The organism is Pseudoalteromonas sp. SR44-5 (genome assembly GCF_014163675.1).
Classification (GTDB): Bacteria; Pseudomonadota; Gammaproteobacteria; order Enterobacterales; family Alteromonadaceae; genus Pseudoalteromonas; species Pseudoalteromonas rhizosphaerae.
On sequence record NZ_JACJDT010000027.1, the window covers coordinates 18,745 to 37,779 of the forward strand.

Here is a 19,035-nt window from a genome sequence, read left to right on the forward strand (position 1 = left end):
ATAATGAAATTTTCTCACTTTTTTATTCAACGACCGATATTTGCAGCCATGCTGTCATTGGTGATTTTAATCGCCGGTGGTATTTCGTTGTTTCAACTGCCGGTCAGTGAGTATCCTGAAGTTGTTCCGCCGACAGTTGTGGTAACTGCGAACTACCCAGGAGCAAATCCAACCGTAATAGCACAAACTGTGGCTACTCCATTGGAGCAAGAGATCAATGGTACTGAAAACATGTTGTATATGTTTTCCCAGGCGACCAGTGATGGGCGTATGACACTGACGGTAACGTTTTCATTGGGAACGGATTTAGATCGTGCGCAAGTACAAGTACAAAATCGGGTTAACAGTGCTTTGCCGCGACTACCACAAGAAGTGCAGCGCTTAGGCGTCGTCGCTGAAAAATCATCACCGGATCTAACCATGGTGGTACACTTATTCTCACCGGAAAAAACACATGATACGGCGTATCTATCTAACTACGCTGACTTATATGTGAAAGACCAAATTGCACGTTTGAGTGGCGTAGGCGATGTAAAATTATTTGGTGGTGGTCAATATTCAATGCGAGTGTGGCTTAACCCCGATGCATTAGCGGCACGAGAATTAACCGCAATGGACGTCGTCAACGCATTGCGTGCGCAAAACCAACAAGTTGCAGCGGGTAGCTTAGGTGCACAACCTGCTTCAACAGACAGTCAATTTCAAATATTGTTAAATGTAAAAGGGCGCTTAAACAGTATTGAAGAGTTTCAGCAAGTGATCATTAAAGTGGGTGAACAAGGTCAATTAACACGTCTAAGCGATGTTGCTCGAGTCGATTTAGGCCAAAATACTTACTCACTTAGAGCTGAACTTGATAATCAACCAGCACTGGCGATGCCGATATTTCAACGTCCTGGCTCTAATGCGATTGAGCTTTCAGATCAAGTACGCGAAACCATGGCGCGTTTATCGAAAGATTTTCCAGCTGGTGTTGAGTACGACATTGTCTACGACCCTACGGTATTTGTTCGCGGTTCGATTGATGCGGTGATCAAAACGTTACTTGAAGCTATCGCGTTAGTGGTAATTGTAGTGGTGTTATTTTTACAAACCTGGCGTGCTTCGATTATTCCACTTATAGCTGTGCCAGTTTCACTGATTGGTACTTTTGCGGTGATGCAGTGGTTAGGGGTCTCGATCAATACGCTGTCGTTATTTGGTTTAGTACTTGCCATAGGTATTGTGGTCGATGATGCTATCGTGGTGGTCGAAAACGTTGAACGTAACATTGAACAAGGTTTATCACCTCTGGAAGCAACGCGCGTGGCGATGACTGAAGTGACAGGGCCTATAATCGCGATTGCGTTAGTGTTGTGTGCAGTGTTTATTCCTACCGCGTTTATTAGTGGTTTATCAGGTCAATTTTATAAACAGTTTGCGTTAACTATTACTATTTCAACGGTTATCTCAGCATTTAACTCATTAACTTTATCACCGGCGTTGGCGGCACTATTACTTAAAAGCCATGATGCTAAACCGGATGCGCTGACGCGTTTATTAAATCGTTTATTTGGTCGCTGGTTATTTGCACCCTTTAATCGAGTATTTGACCGTGGCGCCAAAGGCTATCAAAAGCTGGTACAAAAACTAATGCGCATGAGCGTGGTAGTGGTGATTGCATACGTGGTTTTATTAGGCGGAACAATTAAGCTATTTGATGCCGTGCCGGGTGGTTTTATTCCTGCACAAGATAAGCAGTATTTAGTTGCGATAGCACAATTACCTGATGCAGCGAGTTTAGACCGTACTCAAGATGTGGTTAGGCAAATGCAAGAAATTGCACTGCAAGTACCTGGTGTTGCAAACACAGTTGCCTTTCCTGGCTTGTCGGTAAATGGTTTTACTAACAGCCCTAATAGTGCCATTGTATTTACACCGCTAGAAGCCTTTAGTGAGCGAAGCGATCCGAGTAAATCGGCGATGGCTATTGCGGCACAGTTAAACCAGCGTTTTAGTGCCATTGATGAAGCATTTGTGGCTGTATTTCCACCGCCGCCAATCCAAGGTTTAGGCACCACGGGTGGGTTTAAACTGCAAATTGAAGATCGCGGTAATAAAGGCTTTGAAACACTATTTAACAGTTTGCAAACGGTGATTACTAAAGCTCAGCAAGATCCTGCGTTAATGGGGCTCTATTCAAGTTTTAGAATTCAAGTACCACAAATGGATATTGATATCGACCGAGAGCAAGCGCTTATTCAAGGTATTCCATTGAATGAAGTATTTAATGCGTTGCAAGTGTATTTGGGCTCAATGTACGTTAATGACTTTAATTTATTTGGCCGTACGTACCAAGTTAATGCCCAAGCTGATGCTGATTTCCGCCTTGATCCAGAACAAATATTGAATCTAAAAGTGCGCAATAATCAAGGGAATATGGTGCCATTGGGCTCGGTATTAACGACAACGCCTACAACAGGCCCTGATCGAGTGATGCATTACAATGGTTACCCAAGTGCAGAGCTTAATGGTAGTCCAGCGCCTGGTTACAGTTCAGATCAAGCACAGCAGGCAATTGAACTGATCTTGGCTGATAATTTACCTACGGGTATTGAGTACGAATGGACCGAAGTTACTTTTCAGCAAATTCTAGCGGGTAATACCATGGTCTATGTATTCCCATTAGTGGTGTTATTAGTGTTCATGGTATTGGCTGCGCAGTATGAAAGCTTACGTCTACCACTGGCTATTATTCTTATTGTACCAATGACAATATTCTCAGCATTAATGGGTGTATGGTTGGTTGGCGCTGATAATAATATTTTCACGCAAATAGCATTGATTGTATTGGTTGCCTTGGCTTCTAAAAATGCCATTTTAATGGTGGAGTTTGCACGCGATAAAAATAATCATGGGTTGAGTCATTTCGACGCTATTTTAGAAGCTTGTCGGATGCGTTTACGTCCTATCCTGATGACGTCAATTGCCTTTACTGCGGGTGTTATTCCCTTAGTATTAGCAACGGGAGCTGGAGCAGAAATGCGCCATGCAATGGGCAACGCAGTGTTCTCGGGTATGATTGGTGTAACCGTGTTTGGTTTATTATTTACCCCTGTATTTTATATTTTGGTAACTAAAACCCGTAAAGTGACTACGCAGGAGCAAATTAATGAGTAAGTATAAGTTAACCGCTCTTGTTGTGGCGGGTTTATTAAGTGGCTGCGCCAGTAAAATTGATGAGCAGCAACAGCAAAATCAGCTACAAGAATTTGTTGCAAAAACACAGATCGCTGCACAGTTACAAGGTCAAGACGAACTTAACTGGTGGCAGCAATTAAATTCAACCCAGTTAAATAATCTAGTGCTCAGTGCGCGCGCTAATAATCATGATTTGCACACTAGTCAGTTGCAGTTACAAAGCGCGATTGCTCGTTTAGGTGGGCAAAAAGCACAGTATCTTCCCCAAGGTGCAGTGGCAGTTGATGCCACTCGCTCAAGTACTGGTAACGTTAACACGCGTCAATCGGAAGCCAATGTTAACCTTGATTGGCAACTTGATTTATTTGGTAAAATAACTGCGCTTGTTGATGCTGCGAATGCAGGGGCAATGAGTCAAGCGGAACAATTACGTGCTTTGCATATTGAAGTTGTTACCTCTGTGGTAAAAGGGTTTGTCAGTTTTCAAGGTAATAAGCAAAAACAGCAGATCATTAACCTACAAATTGAAGCATTAGAGCAAAGTATTGCGGTTCTGCGGGCTCGCGTTGAGGAAGGGGTCGCTAATGAGCTTGATTTAAATCGAACCTTAGCACAATTGAAGCAGCAGCAAGCTTTGTTGCCAGATATTGAATACGCGCAATTTCGTGATCTAGCAACGCTTGCGACATTAACAGGGCAGTTACCTGCTGATCTAACCTTAGTTGATGAGCAAGCGCTGTTTGAGCATGCATTTACTGTAAGTTTAGCCACTCCAAGTGATGCCATTGCACTGCGTCCTGATATTAGCCAAGCATTATTTGAATTTAGCCAAGCTAATTCATTAAGCGTGGCTGCGAGTAAAGCATTATTACCTGATATCAGTTTAACGGCGTTTGCAGGTGTATTGAGCTTAGATAACAACCAGCTTTCTGACACTACGCAGCAATGGCAAGTTGCCCCACGCATTCAGTGGTCATTATTGAGCTACCCTGCGTTATTGGCGCAACGTGATGCTCAGCAATATCTCAGTGAAGCCGCTTACAGCCAATATCAACAAGTAGTGTTGAATGCAATGGCACAGAGTGAACTTTCATTGCAGCTATTAGTCAAACAAAGTCAACAACAAAGCTATGCCGAACAGCGTTATAAATTTGCAAATAATGCCTTTTTACAAGCGCAGGCAATGTATCAAGAAGGGCAAATACCCTACTTAGAGTTGTTAGATGCGCGACAGGATGTTTTAATAGCGCAGGAAAATGCAATTGACTCAACGATTTCATCATTACTTGCTAAAGTAAACACTTATCAAGTATTTAATGGACGTTGGAGTTATGCGTTAGTTAATTAAGCTAAGTTGAGTTTTTAATGCCACATACTGATCTTTTATCAACAATCCCCGCCACAATGCGTGCGATTGCGTTACTTGAACCAAATGAACAGATACATTTATCTGAGCTTGAACTTGCGGTGCCCGATGTCGTTGACAACGAGCTGCTGATCAAAGTTGAGTATGTTGCGTTAAACCCGGTTGATGCATGTTTTGCAAAACACGGTTTTTGTAAATGGCAATACCCTCATATCTTAGGCCTTGATGCTGTGGGTGTGGTTGTAAAAGCAAGCAAAGGTGTATTTCCAAATGTCGGTGCGCGGGTAATGTGGCATGGCAATATTGGTGAACAAGGCGTGTTATCACAATACGCTAAAGTGCCTAATTTTGCAGTGTCGCAGGTGCCTGATGACGTGAGCTTAAAGGATGCATCTACGTTACCGTGTGCCGGAATGACGGCGTTAATAGCGCTCGATAAACTACAATTAACCGAAGGTGATTCACTTTTAATTGAAGCTGGTGCGGGGGCCGTCGGTCAGTTCGCCATTCAATTTGCCAAACAACGTGGTGCTACGGTATTTACCACCGCGAGCAAACGCAACCATAAGCTTGTTAAACAATTGGGTGCTGATGTGGTGTTTGATTACAACGATAAAAAGCTTAGCGATAAAATTCGTAAAGAACTTGGTCCACAAGGCTTTGATGCGGTGCTCGATTCGATTGGTGGTGAAACCACTGTGCGTAATGTTGAATTAATGCGTTTTTGTGGTCGTATTGCCTGCTTAAACCCATTGCCTATGTTTGAGCAAGAACTCATGTTTAGACGTGCACCTAATATAGGTATTGTGTCATTAGGTGGAGCTTGGCTTGCCAATAGTTTATGCGCCCAGCAAAGAATGAGTTTTATGGGCAATTTGTTACTCGATAATTTAGCCAGTGGCAATATTAAAATTCCGCAGATCACTGACGTTGAATTTAACGCCAGCAGTATTTCACAGGCGCTTAATAAGCAAGTTGCAGGTGGCTTTACTGGTAAGCAGGTGGTGAAAGTTAGCCATATTTAGTGATTTATAGCCAAACAACATTAAGCCTCGCAATTGCGGGGTTTTTTGTTATTGTTTAAGAGTATCAACTTAGGGAGTAAATATGACATTTACAGACTTTTATCGACTCAGCGCCCATGCGGTGATCACCAATGCAAGCGGGGAGATTTTGCAGCTGAAGGCAAGCTATGGTGAACAAGGGTGGGGATTACCTGGTGGCGCGTTAGATATGGGTGAAACAGTACACCAAGCACTTATACGCGAATGCCAAGAAGAACTCGGTTGTGAGGTGAAAATTGAACACTTAACGGGTATTTATTACCACAAGGCGTTTAATTCCCATGCTTTTATTTTTAGAGTCAGTTTATTAAAAGATGCTGTGATCACCCTAAGTGATGAGCATTTAGCGCAGGGTTATTTTAAATTGTCAGAGCTTTCCAAGGTTCAACAACATAGAGTCGCAGCCTGTTTAAATTATAGCGGTACGGTTGATAGCGCCGCATTTTAATTTGCCCTGAACGCTCGCTGTCATTCACTGGAAAACGAAATATGCATACACAACGTTTAGTTCTTCGCCATGGCCAGCTAAGTGATGTGCCATTTATCCTAAGCTTATTAAATCAGCCCAGCTTTTATCGTTATATTGCTGATAAAGGCATTTACACTGAGCAACAAGCTGAGCAATATATACAGCAAACATTTATTGATGGTCACCAACAACAGGGCTTTGGGCCATATATTGTGGCAAATAAACACGGTGCAGCCATGGGCATGTTGGGGCTATTCCAACGCGATGCATTAGCAGTGCCAGATATAGGTTTTGCATTTTTAGAGCAATACACCGGTAAAGGCTACGCCTATGAAGCGGCTGCAAAATTATTAAGTGTTTACCAAGATAAGTTTAACCAAATTGCAGCAATTGCCGATGCAGAGAACACCGCTTCGCATGGGTTATTAAAAAAATTGGGTTTTGGGCATATAGGCAAAGCAGTGCTCAATAATGATGGCACTGCTTTGGTGGTGTTTATTCGTGACTCAACGAACTGAGAGTCGTCGCGACTTGTTTATTAATGTTGTGCCAGTTTAATTCTAAACTTTCGACAAGGCCTTCATAGTCATCATCAATTAACGGACTCACCTCACTAAAGTAATGAATTTCTTTTAATGAACGGCCCTTTTCAAATGACGTATAATACAGGCGCCATAATCCAGAAATATCGGCATTTCCATGACTATCCCCATTAAAATGATGCAGTTCATATTCTAATTCATAATAACTTTGCTGATCTTTATCTGTTATAACAGGTAATCCTTTGACCACCATCCAGTTATCAAGCGTGGTAAATAATGTTTGATGGGCGCTTGCTGTTAGCATTTGATCTGGCGCTTCACTCCATAAGTGATAATTAGCAGCATTGACCTGATTATTATCCATTTTCATTGCAATACCACGGTTATTTAATGCGCCTCGTAAACTTACTGTATTGATCCGTAATTGAGCTGATGTGTTAGTGCTACTGCGCTGCATTGGTTTAATACTTTGCTCAAACTGGTAGTATTTAACGGGGGCATTAAGTGATTGGCTACATCCTGATAATAACACTACGCCGATAACAGCAAAAAATTGTATACGTAAAAATGTCCGCATTATTGTTTCCTCGGCGTTGGATCGGCAGGCAATGATTTATCAAAAATAAACATATTTGGTTGCTCATTTAAGCCACGCGAGAGTGGCTGTAGTTCTTCACTTAAACGCTTAAACTCTGAGAGCGTTTGTTGTAATTGTTGATGTAATGAGGAACCTTGTTGATAACTGGCCATGGTTTTTTCAAACTGTTTCATAGTGACATCAAATTGCTGCATACTTTTGGTCATTTCAGCAAAATTACGATTAATATCACCGGGTAAATCTTGGGTATCTTGTTTACTTAACAATGTGCGCATTTCATTCGCCAGCGCTTGGTAATCAGCAAACGCGGAATCAATTTGCGCTAAGCTGTCTTCAATTTTTAAGTTTTTTACCTTATTTAATACGTCAGACACTTGATCTGCTAATACGGTAATGCCACTGGAAACACTTGGAAATACTTGATATTGAGACAGTGTTTCTAACTTCGCAGCTGGGGCATCGTGGTAGATATCAAAATCGACATACACAGCACCGGTGAGTAAGTTGCCTGGTTTTAAAGAAGCGCGCATGCCATTTTTGATCCAACCATCAACACTGTTTTGCCAAAATTGTTTGGCTGAGGCATTATCGTGGTAAATGCGGCCATACTCTATTTTTATCAGTACTGGCACAGCGGTATTATCAGTTCTAAAGTGAGCGGGTTTGCCATCGATCATCACATTTGCAGGTGCTTTAACAACAGTACCGACGCGCATGCCACGATATTCAACCGGGGCTCCGGCACGTAAACCTCGAATAGACTGTTCAAACTCAATTAGGTAATAGTCAAAATTATAAAAACGCTCCTCAAGAGCATCTTTGTAGCTGTTACTAAGCGAAAAGCTATGGCCTTCTTGGGCTAAATTACCCGGTGACTGTTGTTTAGGCAAACCAACCGAGATCCCTCCTTTTAATAACCTGCTTAATGAACCTGTTTTTACATTAATGCCATCGGCAGATAAATCAATTTCAACACCCGTATTGACCCAGAAAATAGAATTTAAGGTGATCAGGTTTTGATAAGGTTCGTTGATGAAAATACCATACTTCATCGCTTGATTCTTCCAATCAAATGTCGCTGTTTCAACTTGACCAATTTTATAATTCTTAAAAAATATACCGGTGCCGACATCCATAACCTCAGCATCATAGCTGAGTAATGAAAAGCGACCGCCTTTGACATCTTTATCAATCAGCGCTGGCTCTTCTTGTAATTTAAAATGCTCTTTTGTTTTACTACTTTCACCTGGTGAAAATTCTAAATATACACCCGATAGTAACGTGCTCATACCGCTGATACCCGTTTCATCAATACGTGGTTTTACTACCCAGATGTTGGCGTCTTCCGTGAGTAAGCCATCATAATGTTTATCAATTTGAGCTCGAGCAATCACACTGTTTTTAGTATCAGAGAGGCGAACGTGATCAATTTGGCCGATTTTCACACTACGTACTTTTATTTCAGTCTTGCCTGCCACGATACCCTCAGCATGAGGCATTGAAATATAAATGGTTGCGCCTTTATTAGCTTGGTATTGGTAAAGCATCCACACACCAACGAGCAAAGCTATAACCGGTATGATCCAAATCGCAGAAATAATAGGTTCTTTTTTTATATTAGCCGTTTCACTCATGCTGTTTCTCTAATTTATGGTCTTTTTATCATTGTTTGGCGAATCCCATAATAGCCGAGGATCAAACGCGTGTGCTGCCAACATTTGGCAAATCACCATGATAGTAAAAAATACAGTGCCTAAACCTGGTGTTACCGACATTAAATTCCCAAGTTGCACTAAGGCTACTAGAATTGCGACAACAAATACATCGATCATGGACCATTTACCAATAAACTCAGTTAATTGATAAACTTTAGTATAGCCCTTTGTTTGGCCGTTAGCGGGTTTGCTAACCAAAAAGCATAAAAATGTTAAAATGAGCGCTTTAGCTAATGGTACTACTACACTCGCTAAAAAAATGATTAATGCAATAGGGTATGAGCCAGCTTGCCACAGTGTTATTACCCCACCAATTAATGTTGAGGGGGATTCATCCCCCAAACTAGTGGTGTACATTATTGGCAATAAATTTGCCGGAATATAACAGGCAATTGAAGTTATTAACCATGCCGTTGCTTTTTGTACGCTGTGGGGGTTTCTGATATGGGTTTTGCTATTACAGCGAGAACAGTATTCGCTATCACTAAGTTGATGGCAGACATGACAGGCTCGAATGTTACTATCTATGGCACGATAAGAAAGTTTTGCGGCTGCAATTTCAGCCTGAGGCTGTACTTGATCCCATAATCGAGCACGATTTAAGTGTGCTAATGAGCCAATATAGAAGAGTACAAACGCGGCATAGGCCCAAAAACTAACGCCAAAGCTGACTTCCGCTAGCGACATTATTTTTACCATGCTGACCAATACGCCGATTAAAAATATTTCTGACATGATCCATGGTTCCAGCGCTAAGGTGAATTTGAGTAAGCGTCTGGCAATCGTTTGTGGAAGTACTTTAAGTAAGCCTAAATGCAGTGGGATCAAAATAGTGAGTAATGCCATTGGTAAACCAATAATACTAACATCAATAAAAATGCCTAATAAATCGCTGTCGTAATTAAACAAAATACGAGCGGCATCGGGCAAGGTAATCGTCTGTGTAATGCCATTACTACTAAATGAGATAAAGGGATAAAACATACTGCTTAGCAGCATGAGTAAAGCACTAATACTGAGTGCTACAATACGGCTGTCATAATTTATATTTGCTGCGCATAGTTTACTGTGACAATGTGGACAGACAGCCATTTGTTTTGCAACTATGTGCGGGATATCAATAATCAAGTCACAATTAGGGCAGGCAGTTTGCAAAATTAATAACCACGTAGAAGTATTTAAGCTCAAGTTTGCATCAATTAACGGTTAAATACAAATGCGAAATTTGTTTAACTAGGCTAGCCTAATAAGAATGTTGTCATGCAATTTTACAGTTGCTAACAAGCATCTACTCAATGGGGCTAAATGAAGTATTTAACAGCGTTTATTTTAATTTTATACAGTTCTTATGCATTGAGCTTAACTGCGCCTAAAGCTAGCGATAGGATCACTGTTGCGGTAAGCCCTTCTTTGCCTCCTTACGTCTTTAGTGAGGATGATACCGGCTTGCAGTTGCAGATTTTAAAATCTGCGTTTAAAGATCAAGGTATAACCAACCTAGATATCGTTTACATGTCTAATAAGCGTGCAGGGCAGTCCTTAGAACAAATGCAGGTCGATATTGCGATGAATTATGCGGGCGTGACGAGCCCTGCTATTTTTTCCAGTCAAAGTCTATTGGCTTATCAAAATGTAGCGGTGAGCCTGCAGAAAAATCATTTTAAAATTAACACTGTGTATGATTTATCGGGTAAGAGTGTTGTCGCCTTTCAAAATGCCACCGAATTTTTGCCGCCACCATTTAAAACATTAACAACTAAACTGAGTTCCTATGAAGAAGTTGTATACCAAGCGGCGCAGGTGGATCATTTAATGAAAGAGTGGGTTGATGTGGTGGTACTAGAGAAACGGGTGTTTTTACATTATTTACAGCAGTATAAAGAATCGCACCCAATTAAGCCTATTACTATACACCCTATATTTCCTGAGGCACCTCGCCCTGCCTACTTTAATAGTAAAGTGCTACAAGAGATTTTTGATACGGGACTTGCCCATATCATTGCAAATGGGCAGTACAGTAAAATTATGGCCTTTGATGGCAGCGATTATGCTCAGGCTGTAGAACCAAACTCAATCAAATAATGCTACTGTTTGGCGGGTAAGCGCAAGCAACTCACCGGATTGTGACCAAATACAGCCATCTTCTAAACCATAACCATCTTTACAGTGGTGAGTTACTGCTTCAAATCCAAGCCACTCGTCGGCTGCCAACTGCGGTGTTTTCACAAACTCTAAATACCACGACATGCTACTGGCGGGCGCTGGTTGGTTAAACATTTGTAATAAAGTAGGCGGCCATGCATCCGTTAAGGCAATAATATGTGCCTCACTTAGTTCTGCTGGCGACTGTTTTAATTTCATCCAGCCGCCTAAATGCGACGTTTGGGCTGCTGTAAACGGCATTGCACCTTGCTGAGGACAAAGCGCGACATGTTGGAAGAATTCCGGCATGGCACCTGACTGAAATGGTAAAGTGTAACGTTCATTAACCGGTTTTAGGCTCATTGTTTTTGTCACTGGTACCTTAATAGCTGAATCTCGCGATTTTGCAAAACACGCTTGTACGACCACGCTTACTTGGCCGTTCTGCAGCGCTTTAGCCAGTACTTGTGTGCTACTTTTTCCTTCCCGTAAAATTTCGACGGAAAGAGAAAAATCAGCATCTGCTAATAAAGGACCTACAAAATTTGTACTAATAGATAACAAACGACGACTTGGTTCTATTTGTTGACGCATTGCCTGATACAGTAATGAGGCTGATAAACCGCCAAAAGCAGTTCGACCTTGGCACCAGTTAGCAGGAAATTGCATTGTTGCGTAAGTTTGCTCTGAAGGGGGAAGCTGACCTATAAGTGCCGCTTGCTGTAGTAGTTGGTCAAAATGCATAGTGATCCTTTGAGACATTTTTTATTTATTAGTGATTTTATAACACAGAAAAACTCATCAGACCAGATTGTGAAATGGCCCCTAATGATGCAAAAAACGTCAATCCACACATTAATTAGGGTTATTTGCAAAATAAATTACAAAAAAGCACTTTTTTTTCATTTTTACAGTTGAATTAAGTTTGTGGCATCCCTATCTACTAGTCATCGAACGTATTAATGAATTTTGAAGTTGGAGATATTTCATGGGTAAAATTATCGGAATCGACTTAGGTACTACTAACTCTTGTGTTGCAGTACTTGATGGTGGCAAAGCACGTGTTATTGAAAACGCGGAAGGCGATCGTACCACTCCGTCTATTATAGCTTATACGCAAGACGGTGAAACTTTAGTAGGTCAATCTGCTAAACGTCAAGCGGTTACTAACCCGACAAACACATTATTTGCAATTAAGCGTTTAATTGGTCGTCGCTTTGAAGACGAAGAAGTACAACGTGATATCGGCATCATGCCTTTTAAAATTATCAAAGCAGATAATGGTGATGCATGGGTTGAAGCGGGCGGCGAAAAACGCGCTGCACCACAAATTTCAGCTGAAGTTTTGAAAAAAATGAAAAAAACAGCTGAAGACTTCTTAGGTGAAGCAGTAACTGAAGCGGTTATTACAGTACCTGCTTACTTTAATGATTCACAACGTCAAGCTACTAAAGATGCTGGGCGTATTGCAGGTCTTGAAGTTAAACGTATCATCAATGAGCCAACTGCTGCTGCCCTTGCTTATGGCATGGACAAAAACAAAGGCGAAAACGTTGTTGCAGTATATGACTTAGGTGGTGGTACTTTCGATTTATCAATCATTGAAATTGATGAAGTTGAAGGTGAGCACACATTTGAAGTACTAGCTACAAATGGCGACACTCACTTAGGTGGTGAAGATTTCGATAACCGCGTAATCAACTATTTAGTTGCTGAATTCAAAAAAGATCAAGGTTTAGACTTAAAAACTGATCCACTTGCAATGCAACGTGTTAAAGAAGCGGCTGAAAAAGCAAAAATTGAATTATCATCTGCACAATCTACAGAAGTAAATCTTCCGTACGTAACTGCTGATGCAACTGGTCCTAAGCACATGAACGTGAAACTAACACGCGCTAAGCTTGAGTCACTAGTTGAAGATTTAGTAATGAAGTCACTAGAGCCATTAAAACGTGCCCTTGCTGATGCTGATTTATCAGTAAGCGACATTGACGACATCATCCTTGTTGGTGGTCAAACACGTATGCCTTTAGTACAAAAAACAGTTGCTGATTTCTTCGGAAAAGAGCCACGTAAAGACGTTAACCCTGATGAAGCAGTAGCCGTGGGCGCAGCGATTCAAGGTGGTGTACTTGCTGGTGATGTGAAAGATGTACTATTACTAGACGTTTCGCCATTATCTCTAGGTATTGAGACTATGGGCTCTGTAATGACTGCGTTAATTGAGAAAAATACGACTATTCCAACGAAGAAATCGCAAACATTCTCAACTGCTGAAGATAATCAAGCCGCAGTAACTATCCATGTCTTACAAGGTGAGCGTAAACGTGCTAGCGACAACAAATCACTAGGTCAATTTAACCTAGAAGGTATTCGTCCAGCACAACGTGGTACACCACAAATCGAAGTTACTTTTGATGTGGACGCTGATGGTATCTTACATGTATCTGCAAAAGATAAAGACACAGGTAAAGAGCAAAAAATCACCATTCAAGCATCTTCAGGCTTAAGCGATGAAGAAGTTGAAAAAATGGTTCGTGATGCCGAAGCACACGCAGAAGACGATAAAAAGTTTGAAGAGTTAGTAGCTGCACGTAACCAAGCTGATGCACTTGTTCACGGTACACGTAAGCAAATTGAAGAAGCGGGTGATGCACTGCCAAGCGAAGACAAAGACGCAATTGAAGCGGCTGTTGTTGAGCTAGAAGCTGCGATTAAGAGTGACAAAAAAGACGAGATTGAAGCAAAAACTCAAGCGCTTGCTGAAAAGTCACAAAAGTTAATGGAAATTGCACAAGCTAAAGCACAACAAGGTGGTGACGCCGGTGCCGAGCAGCAACAATCTGCGAAGAAAGATGACGACGTAGTGGATGCTGAGTTCGAAGAAGTTAAAGACGACAAGTAATTGTTGTTAGCGCTTCGCCTAACTGAAAACACGATGACTGATATCGCAATTTAAGTTAGGATGAACAACTAAGGCGCGCGGGCTAAAGCTTGACGCGCCTTTTGCATGTAAATTAGATGATAAATCGATACGATTTATCGATTTATCCGCAGCAATGCTGCAGTAAGAAAAGAGTAGTGTGATAGATATGTCAAAACGCGATTATTATGAAGTCCTTGGAGTGGCAAAAGACGCCAGCGAAAGAGACGTAAAAAAAGCGTATAAACGCTTAGCGATGAAATATCATCCAGATCGTACCGCAGGCGATAAAGAACTTGAAACTAAATTCAAGGAAGTAAAAGAAGCTTACGAGATCCTCACTGACAGTCAAAAACGTCAAATGTATGATCAATACGGCCATGCTGCGTTTGAACAAGGCGGTGGCGGTGGTGGTCATGGCGGCTTTGGTGGCGGCCATGGTGACTTTGGTGATGTATTTGGTGACGTGTTCGGTGATATTTTTGGAGGCGGTGGTGGCCGTCGTCAATCGCGTCAGCAACGAGGTTCAGACCTACGTTACAACATGGACTTAAGCTTAGAAGAAGCGGTTCGTGGTAAAGAAGTAGAAATTAAAGTACCTACGTGGGTGAGCTGTGAGCCATGTGACGGCAGCGGTGCAAAAGCGGGTTCTAAACCGAAAACATGTACGACTTGTCATGGTGCAGGCCAAGTGCAAATGCGCCAAGGTTTTTTTGCTGTGCAACAAACCTGTCCAACCTGTCAGGGCACTGGTCAGATAATTTCTGATCCATGTAATAGCTGTCATGGTCAAGGCCGTGTGGAAAAAACCAAAACATTATCGGTTAAAATCCCAGCCGGGGTTGATACTGGCGACCGCATTCGTTTATCTGGCGAAGGTGAAGCAGGGGTACATGGTGCACCCGCTGGTGACTTGTATGTGCAGGTATCGGTACGTGAACACCGTATCTTTGAGCGTGATGGTAATAACCTATATTGTGAAGTGCCGATTGGGTTTACAACGGCTGCTCTTGGTGGCGAAATTGAAGTACCGACTTTAGATGGTCGTGCTAAATTGAAGATCCCAGCTGAGAGTCAAACGGGCAAAATGTTCCGTATGCGCGGTAAAGGTGTTAAGTCTGTCCGTAGTGGCGCAGTTGGTGACTTGATCTGTAAAGTGGTAATAGAAACACCCGTTAAGTTAAATGAACGCCAACGCGAGTTATTGCAAGAGCTTGAGCAAAGCATGGGTAAGGATGGTTCTAAAAACCGTCCAAAAGAAAAAGGCTTTTTTGATGGTGTAAAAAAGTTCTTTGATGATTTAACTAAGTAATCACTCATTACTTACAAAATGGCGCTAATTAGCGCCATTTTTTATTGGCTAACAAAAGCTTATTAATCTGACAAAAATAAGCGCTTTGTTGACAACCACGCAGTAATACATATTCATAATGCTACCTTTACAGAGCGATTAGGCTCGTTAATCACCTGTCACTTAACGGCTATTTTATCTTATCAAATGAAATTTCGGCCCCTACCTATATGGGTAATTAAATGCCATTGCTGCTTTATTTTGCATTACTTATCGATATGATAATTAGTCTCACTTGCATGATTGAATAATCGGCGTAAAATCAGCGCCATTGATGTATTAAATGAAATGAGATGGCATGTTAACGTTAGACGAATTAGTAATTGGCCAACATGGCTCTGTTGTAAGCATCGATCCTAATGCGAGTTTGTTGCGCCAGAAATTACTTGCAATGGGTTTAACGCCAGGCGCTCCTGTCCACGTATTGCGCTTTTCTCCATTTGGCGATCCGATGATTGTCAAAGTTCGCGGTACCGTTCTTAGTCTTCGTAAATCCGAGGCAAAATCAATTAATTTGGAACTCGCAGTATGAATCCAAACATTGCCGTAATAGGTAACCCAAACTGTGGTAAAACTACACTATTCAACGCGTTAACCGGTAGCAAACAGAAAGTAGGTAACTGGTCAGGGGTGACCATCGATAAGAAAATTGGTCAATTTAAAGTGGCTGATCAGACTGTCGACTTGGTTGATTTGCCCGGCACTTATTCTTTAGATGTAAATGCACAAACCCCTTTAGATGAAAAAATTGCGCGTGATTATGCACTCAGTGGTGAATCACAACTGATCATCAATATTCTTGATGCATCAAATCTTGAACGCAATTTATACCTCACCGCTCAGCTGCTTGAGATGAAAGTACCTTTACTCGTCGTGCTAAATATGGTCGATGTGGCAAAACGAAATGGTTTAGTAACGGATCCAAAGGCGCTAGAAAAGCGACTTGGATGCCCTGTGATTGCCTTAAGTGCAAATAATAAAACAGACATTACTGGTTTAAAAGAGTTTATTGCACAAGGGCTTAAACTTAAAAAAGTATCAATGCATATCCCTAGTTATGAGCAAAAAATAACGCAAGCGGCCAACAACATTGCAGCCAGTTTTACTGCCAATAATAAACCGATAGAAAACATCGACACTGATTGGTTGTCATTGCGGTTATTAGAGCAAGATGAAAGCTGTTTTGGCTATGCTGATAAACAAACACTGGCAGTGGCAAAAGCTGAATTTGAACAGTTTGCCGATCACCATGAACTTGATGTGCTTTTTGCCAATGGTCGTTATGAGTTTGCCCATCAACTGGCTGTACTTGCTCAAAATACTAAAGGCATCGCCTCTGAAACCATTAGTGATAAAATAGATGCGGTAGTGATCAATCGTTTTTTAGGGATCCCAATATTTTTAGGGATCATGTATTTAATGTTTACTGTTGCGGTAAATGTAGGCGGCGCATTTATAGACTTTTTCGATATTGCTGTAGGTGCGATTTTAGTCGATGGCTTTGGTGAAATATTAACTTCATTAGGCGCACCTGATTGGCTACGCGCATTGCTTGCGGACGGTATAGGTGGTGGTATTCAGCTTGTTGCCACCTTTATCCCGGTGATTGGCTTTTTATACTTTTGTTTAGCCTTTATTGAAGATTCAGGTTATATGGCGCGTGCTGCTTTTATCATGGATAGATTAATGCGCGCCATTGGTTTACCGGGTAAAGCGTTTGTGCCTTTAATTGTTGGCTTTGGCTGTAACGTGCCATCAGTAATGGCAACTCGTACTTTAGAAACCCATAAAGATCGCTTACTGACTATTGCCATGTCACCATTTATGTCATGTGGCGCGCGCTTAAGTGTGTATGCCTTGTTTGTCGCTGCCTTTTTTACCACTAATGGCCAAAACTTAGTATTTGCACTGTATATTTTAGGTATTGTTATGGCGGTATTAACCGGTTTGGTACTTAAAAATACCTTGTTTAGTCCAACGCTTACCCCGTTTATTCTCGAATTACCTGCGTATCATATGCCAACGGCAAAAGGCGTACTTTACAAAGCATGGGAGCGCTTAAAAAGCTTTTGTATGCGCGCCGGTAAAACTATAATTGTGGTGTTTGTTATTTTAAAAATATTAAGCTCCATAGGTACTGATTTTACTTTTGGCAATGACAACACAGATAAATCGATGCTCAGTGAAATTTCAAAAATTGCAACACCGGTGTTTGCTCCTATCGGGGTAGAGCAAGATAATTGGCCTGCAACTGTCGGTATTTTTACTGGCGTATTTGCTAAAGAGGCAGTAGTTGGCACTTTAGATAGTTTATATTCAAATTTAGATGGCGTAGCGGCTGTGAATGAAGAGCCAGTTAATGTCATCGATAAAGTGGCTGAAGCATTCGCGAGTATTCCTGCAAACCTAATAGACGTATTTGGTAATTTACTCGATCCACTGGGTTTAAATGTCACTAATGTGAGCGATCAAAGTAGTGCGGCCATTGATCAAGAAGTGAATGTATCGACCTTCGCAACCATGGAAAACCTATTTAGCAGTCAACTTGCTGCATTCAGTTACTTAGTTTTTGTATTGCTTTATACACCGTGTGTGGCGGTGATGGGCGCTATGTACCGAGAAGCTGGAATGAAATGGATGCTATTTGTTGCAATTTGGTCAACAGGGCTTGCTTACATCACAGCCTCTGTGGTGTATCAAGTGGGTAACTTTAAGCAATCTCCGATGTTTTCGGCATTTTGGTTACTCGGGTGCGCTGTCGTTATTGCATTGGCAATAAGCTCTATGCGTATTTATGGTAATAAAATGGCTGCAAAGAGTCGTTTAATCCCTGTTGTTAATATTATTTAGCCAGTATATATAGTTTAAAAAAGAGTACCTTGGTACTCTTTTTTTGTTAATTTTAAAGCAGTTAACAATTCAATGGAGTTAGTCATGACGCCAGCCACACAATTATTAAAAAAATACAAGGCCACTTTTGAGCTGCTCAGTTATGAGCATAACTCAAGTACACATAGCTTTGGTTTAGAAGCTGTTGAAAAGTTAAATCTAGCCGCTGAGCAGGTTTTCAAAACCTTAGTATTTGAAACCAATGAATTGCAGTTAGTAGTGGCAATTACGCCTGTGAGTCAACAAGTTAACTTAAAGCTCTTAGCAAAAGCATGTGGTGTTAAAAAAGTACATATGGCCGCTGCACAAAAGGTAGAAAATAGCACCGGATATATTCTTGGTGGCGTAAGTCCATTAGGGCAAAAAAAACGCTTAGCAACTTACCTTCATAGTAGCGCAAAGCAGTTTGATATTATTTATGTAAGCGCTGGTAAACGCGGCCTTGAAATTGCACTTGATCCCAATACATTAATAAAACTGTGTAATGGCAAATTAGCTGACTTTTAGTGGTGATTTACAGTGTTAGTTAACAGTCGATAAGCTAACAGTAATACCTTGCACAAACTTTAACATATGTTTATTTTCCCTCATTTTTTTCTATTGTTATTGAGGTTTAATTATTTTAGCGTTTTTTAGTAAAAAAAAATCAACTAAATACTTTTCAGCGTACAAGTGTTAGCTCTTTTTATTCAATGGCTTAGATAGCCTAAAAATAAATAAATTGAAAAAACTGTTAAAAAATTGCTTAGAGTAATTGATCTAAACCATTTTTTATGACGTAATGTAGGTATTATTG

15 protein-coding genes are annotated in these 19,035 nt (G+C 41.1%); 11 read left to right on the plus strand and 4 right to left on the minus strand.

Going from position 1 to position 19,035, the window contains the following annotated elements; all coding sequences use genetic code 11:
* Window positions 1-3 precede the first annotated feature (3 nt).
* The 5 genes from H5154_RS14420 (at window position 4) to H5154_RS14440 (ending at window position 6,597) form a co-directional block, all read left to right on the plus strand.
* Complete coding sequence (locus H5154_RS14420) at window positions 4-3,159, plus strand: efflux RND transporter permease subunit (RefSeq protein ID WP_182718709.1); 3,156 nt, start codon at window positions 4-6, stop codon at window positions 3,157-3,159.
* Window positions 3,152-4,528 carry a TolC family protein gene (locus H5154_RS14425; protein ID WP_182718710.1) on the plus strand — a complete coding sequence of 459 codons (1,377 nt, stop codon included), beginning with the start codon at window positions 3,152-3,154 and terminating at the stop codon, window positions 4,526-4,528. Before H5154_RS14420 ends, H5154_RS14425 begins: the two co-directional genes overlap by 8 nt.
* Before the next feature lie 17 nt (window positions 4,529-4,545).
* The gene (locus tag H5154_RS14430; protein ID WP_182718711.1) at window positions 4,546-5,571 is read left to right on the plus strand and encodes a zinc-binding dehydrogenase; all 1,026 of its coding nucleotides are present in this window, start codon (window positions 4,546-4,548) and stop codon (window positions 5,569-5,571) included.
* A gap of 82 nt (window positions 5,572-5,653) precedes the next feature.
* Window positions 5,654-6,058, plus strand: a complete 405-nt coding sequence (locus H5154_RS14435) for an NUDIX hydrolase (protein ID WP_182718712.1) — start codon at window positions 5,654-5,656, stop codon at window positions 6,056-6,058.
* A gap of 41 nt (window positions 6,059-6,099) precedes the next feature.
* Window positions 6,100-6,597, plus strand: a complete 498-nt coding sequence (locus tag H5154_RS14440) for a GNAT family N-acetyltransferase (protein ID WP_182718713.1) — start codon at window positions 6,100-6,102, stop codon at window positions 6,595-6,597.
* Here the strand turns inward: H5154_RS14440 and H5154_RS14445 are convergent.
* The 3 genes from H5154_RS14445 to H5154_RS14455 are packed head-to-tail and all read right to left on the minus strand — an operon-like array spanning window position 6,575 to window position 10,089.
* Window positions 6,575-7,198, minus strand: a complete 624-nt coding sequence (locus H5154_RS14445) for a membrane integrity-associated transporter subunit PqiC (protein WP_182718714.1) — start codon at window positions 7,196-7,198, stop codon at window positions 6,575-6,577. The two genes, H5154_RS14440 and H5154_RS14445, sit on opposite strands and share 23 nt — an antisense overlap.
* Window positions 7,198-8,853, minus strand: a complete 1,656-nt coding sequence (gene pqiB / locus H5154_RS14450) for an intermembrane transport protein PqiB (RefSeq protein ID WP_182718715.1) — start codon at window positions 8,851-8,853, stop codon at window positions 7,198-7,200. Before pqiB ends, H5154_RS14445 begins: the two co-directional genes overlap by 1 nt.
* 9 nt (window positions 8,854-8,862) lie before the next feature.
* Window positions 8,863-10,089, minus strand: coding sequence for a paraquat-inducible protein A (locus H5154_RS14455; protein WP_149980384.1), 1,227 nt, complete (start codon window positions 10,087-10,089; stop codon window positions 8,863-8,865).
* Between the two features lie 150 nt (window positions 10,090-10,239).
* Here H5154_RS14455 and H5154_RS14460 point away from each other — a divergent pair, with 150 nt between their 5' ends.
* Complete coding sequence (locus H5154_RS14460; protein ID WP_182718716.1) at window positions 10,240-11,016, plus strand: ABC transporter substrate-binding protein; 777 nt, start codon at window positions 10,240-10,242, stop codon at window positions 11,014-11,016.
* Here H5154_RS14460 and H5154_RS14465 read toward each other — a convergent pair.
* Window positions 11,005-11,820: an acyl-CoA thioesterase II gene (locus H5154_RS14465; protein WP_149980122.1), complete on the minus strand. Its 816-nt coding sequence runs from the start codon at window positions 11,818-11,820 to the stop codon at window positions 11,005-11,007. The two genes, H5154_RS14460 and H5154_RS14465, sit on opposite strands and share 12 nt — an antisense overlap.
* 244 nt (window positions 11,821-12,064) lie before the next feature.
* On the opposite strand from H5154_RS14465, the gene dnaK reads away from it, so the two are divergent.
* From dnaK to ybaK, 5 genes are all read left to right on the plus strand, one after another.
* Window positions 12,065-13,981, plus strand: coding sequence for a molecular chaperone DnaK (dnaK, locus tag H5154_RS14470; protein WP_182718717.1), 1,917 nt, complete (start codon window positions 12,065-12,067; stop codon window positions 13,979-13,981).
* 187 nt (window positions 13,982-14,168) lie between these two features.
* Window positions 14,169-15,311 carry a molecular chaperone DnaJ gene (gene dnaJ / locus H5154_RS14475; RefSeq protein WP_145236090.1) on the plus strand — a complete coding sequence of 381 codons (1,143 nt, stop codon included), beginning with the start codon at window positions 14,169-14,171 and terminating at the stop codon, window positions 15,309-15,311.
* A gap of 337 nt (window positions 15,312-15,648) precedes the next feature.
* Entirely contained in the window at window positions 15,649-15,882 is a 234-nt protein-coding gene (locus H5154_RS14480) for a FeoA family protein (RefSeq protein WP_149980124.1), read from the plus strand.
* The gene (feoB, locus tag H5154_RS14485; RefSeq protein ID WP_182718718.1) at window positions 15,879-18,200 is read left to right on the plus strand and encodes a Fe(2+) transporter permease subunit FeoB; all 2,322 of its coding nucleotides are present in this window, start codon (window positions 15,879-15,881) and stop codon (window positions 18,198-18,200) included. Before H5154_RS14480 ends, feoB begins: the two co-directional genes overlap by 4 nt.
* Window positions 18,201-18,284: 84 nt before the next feature.
* Complete coding sequence (gene ybaK, locus H5154_RS14490) at window positions 18,285-18,746, plus strand: Cys-tRNA(Pro) deacylase (protein ID WP_182718719.1); 462 nt, start codon at window positions 18,285-18,287, stop codon at window positions 18,744-18,746.
* The last annotated feature ends 289 nt before the right edge of the window (window positions 18,747-19,035 follow it).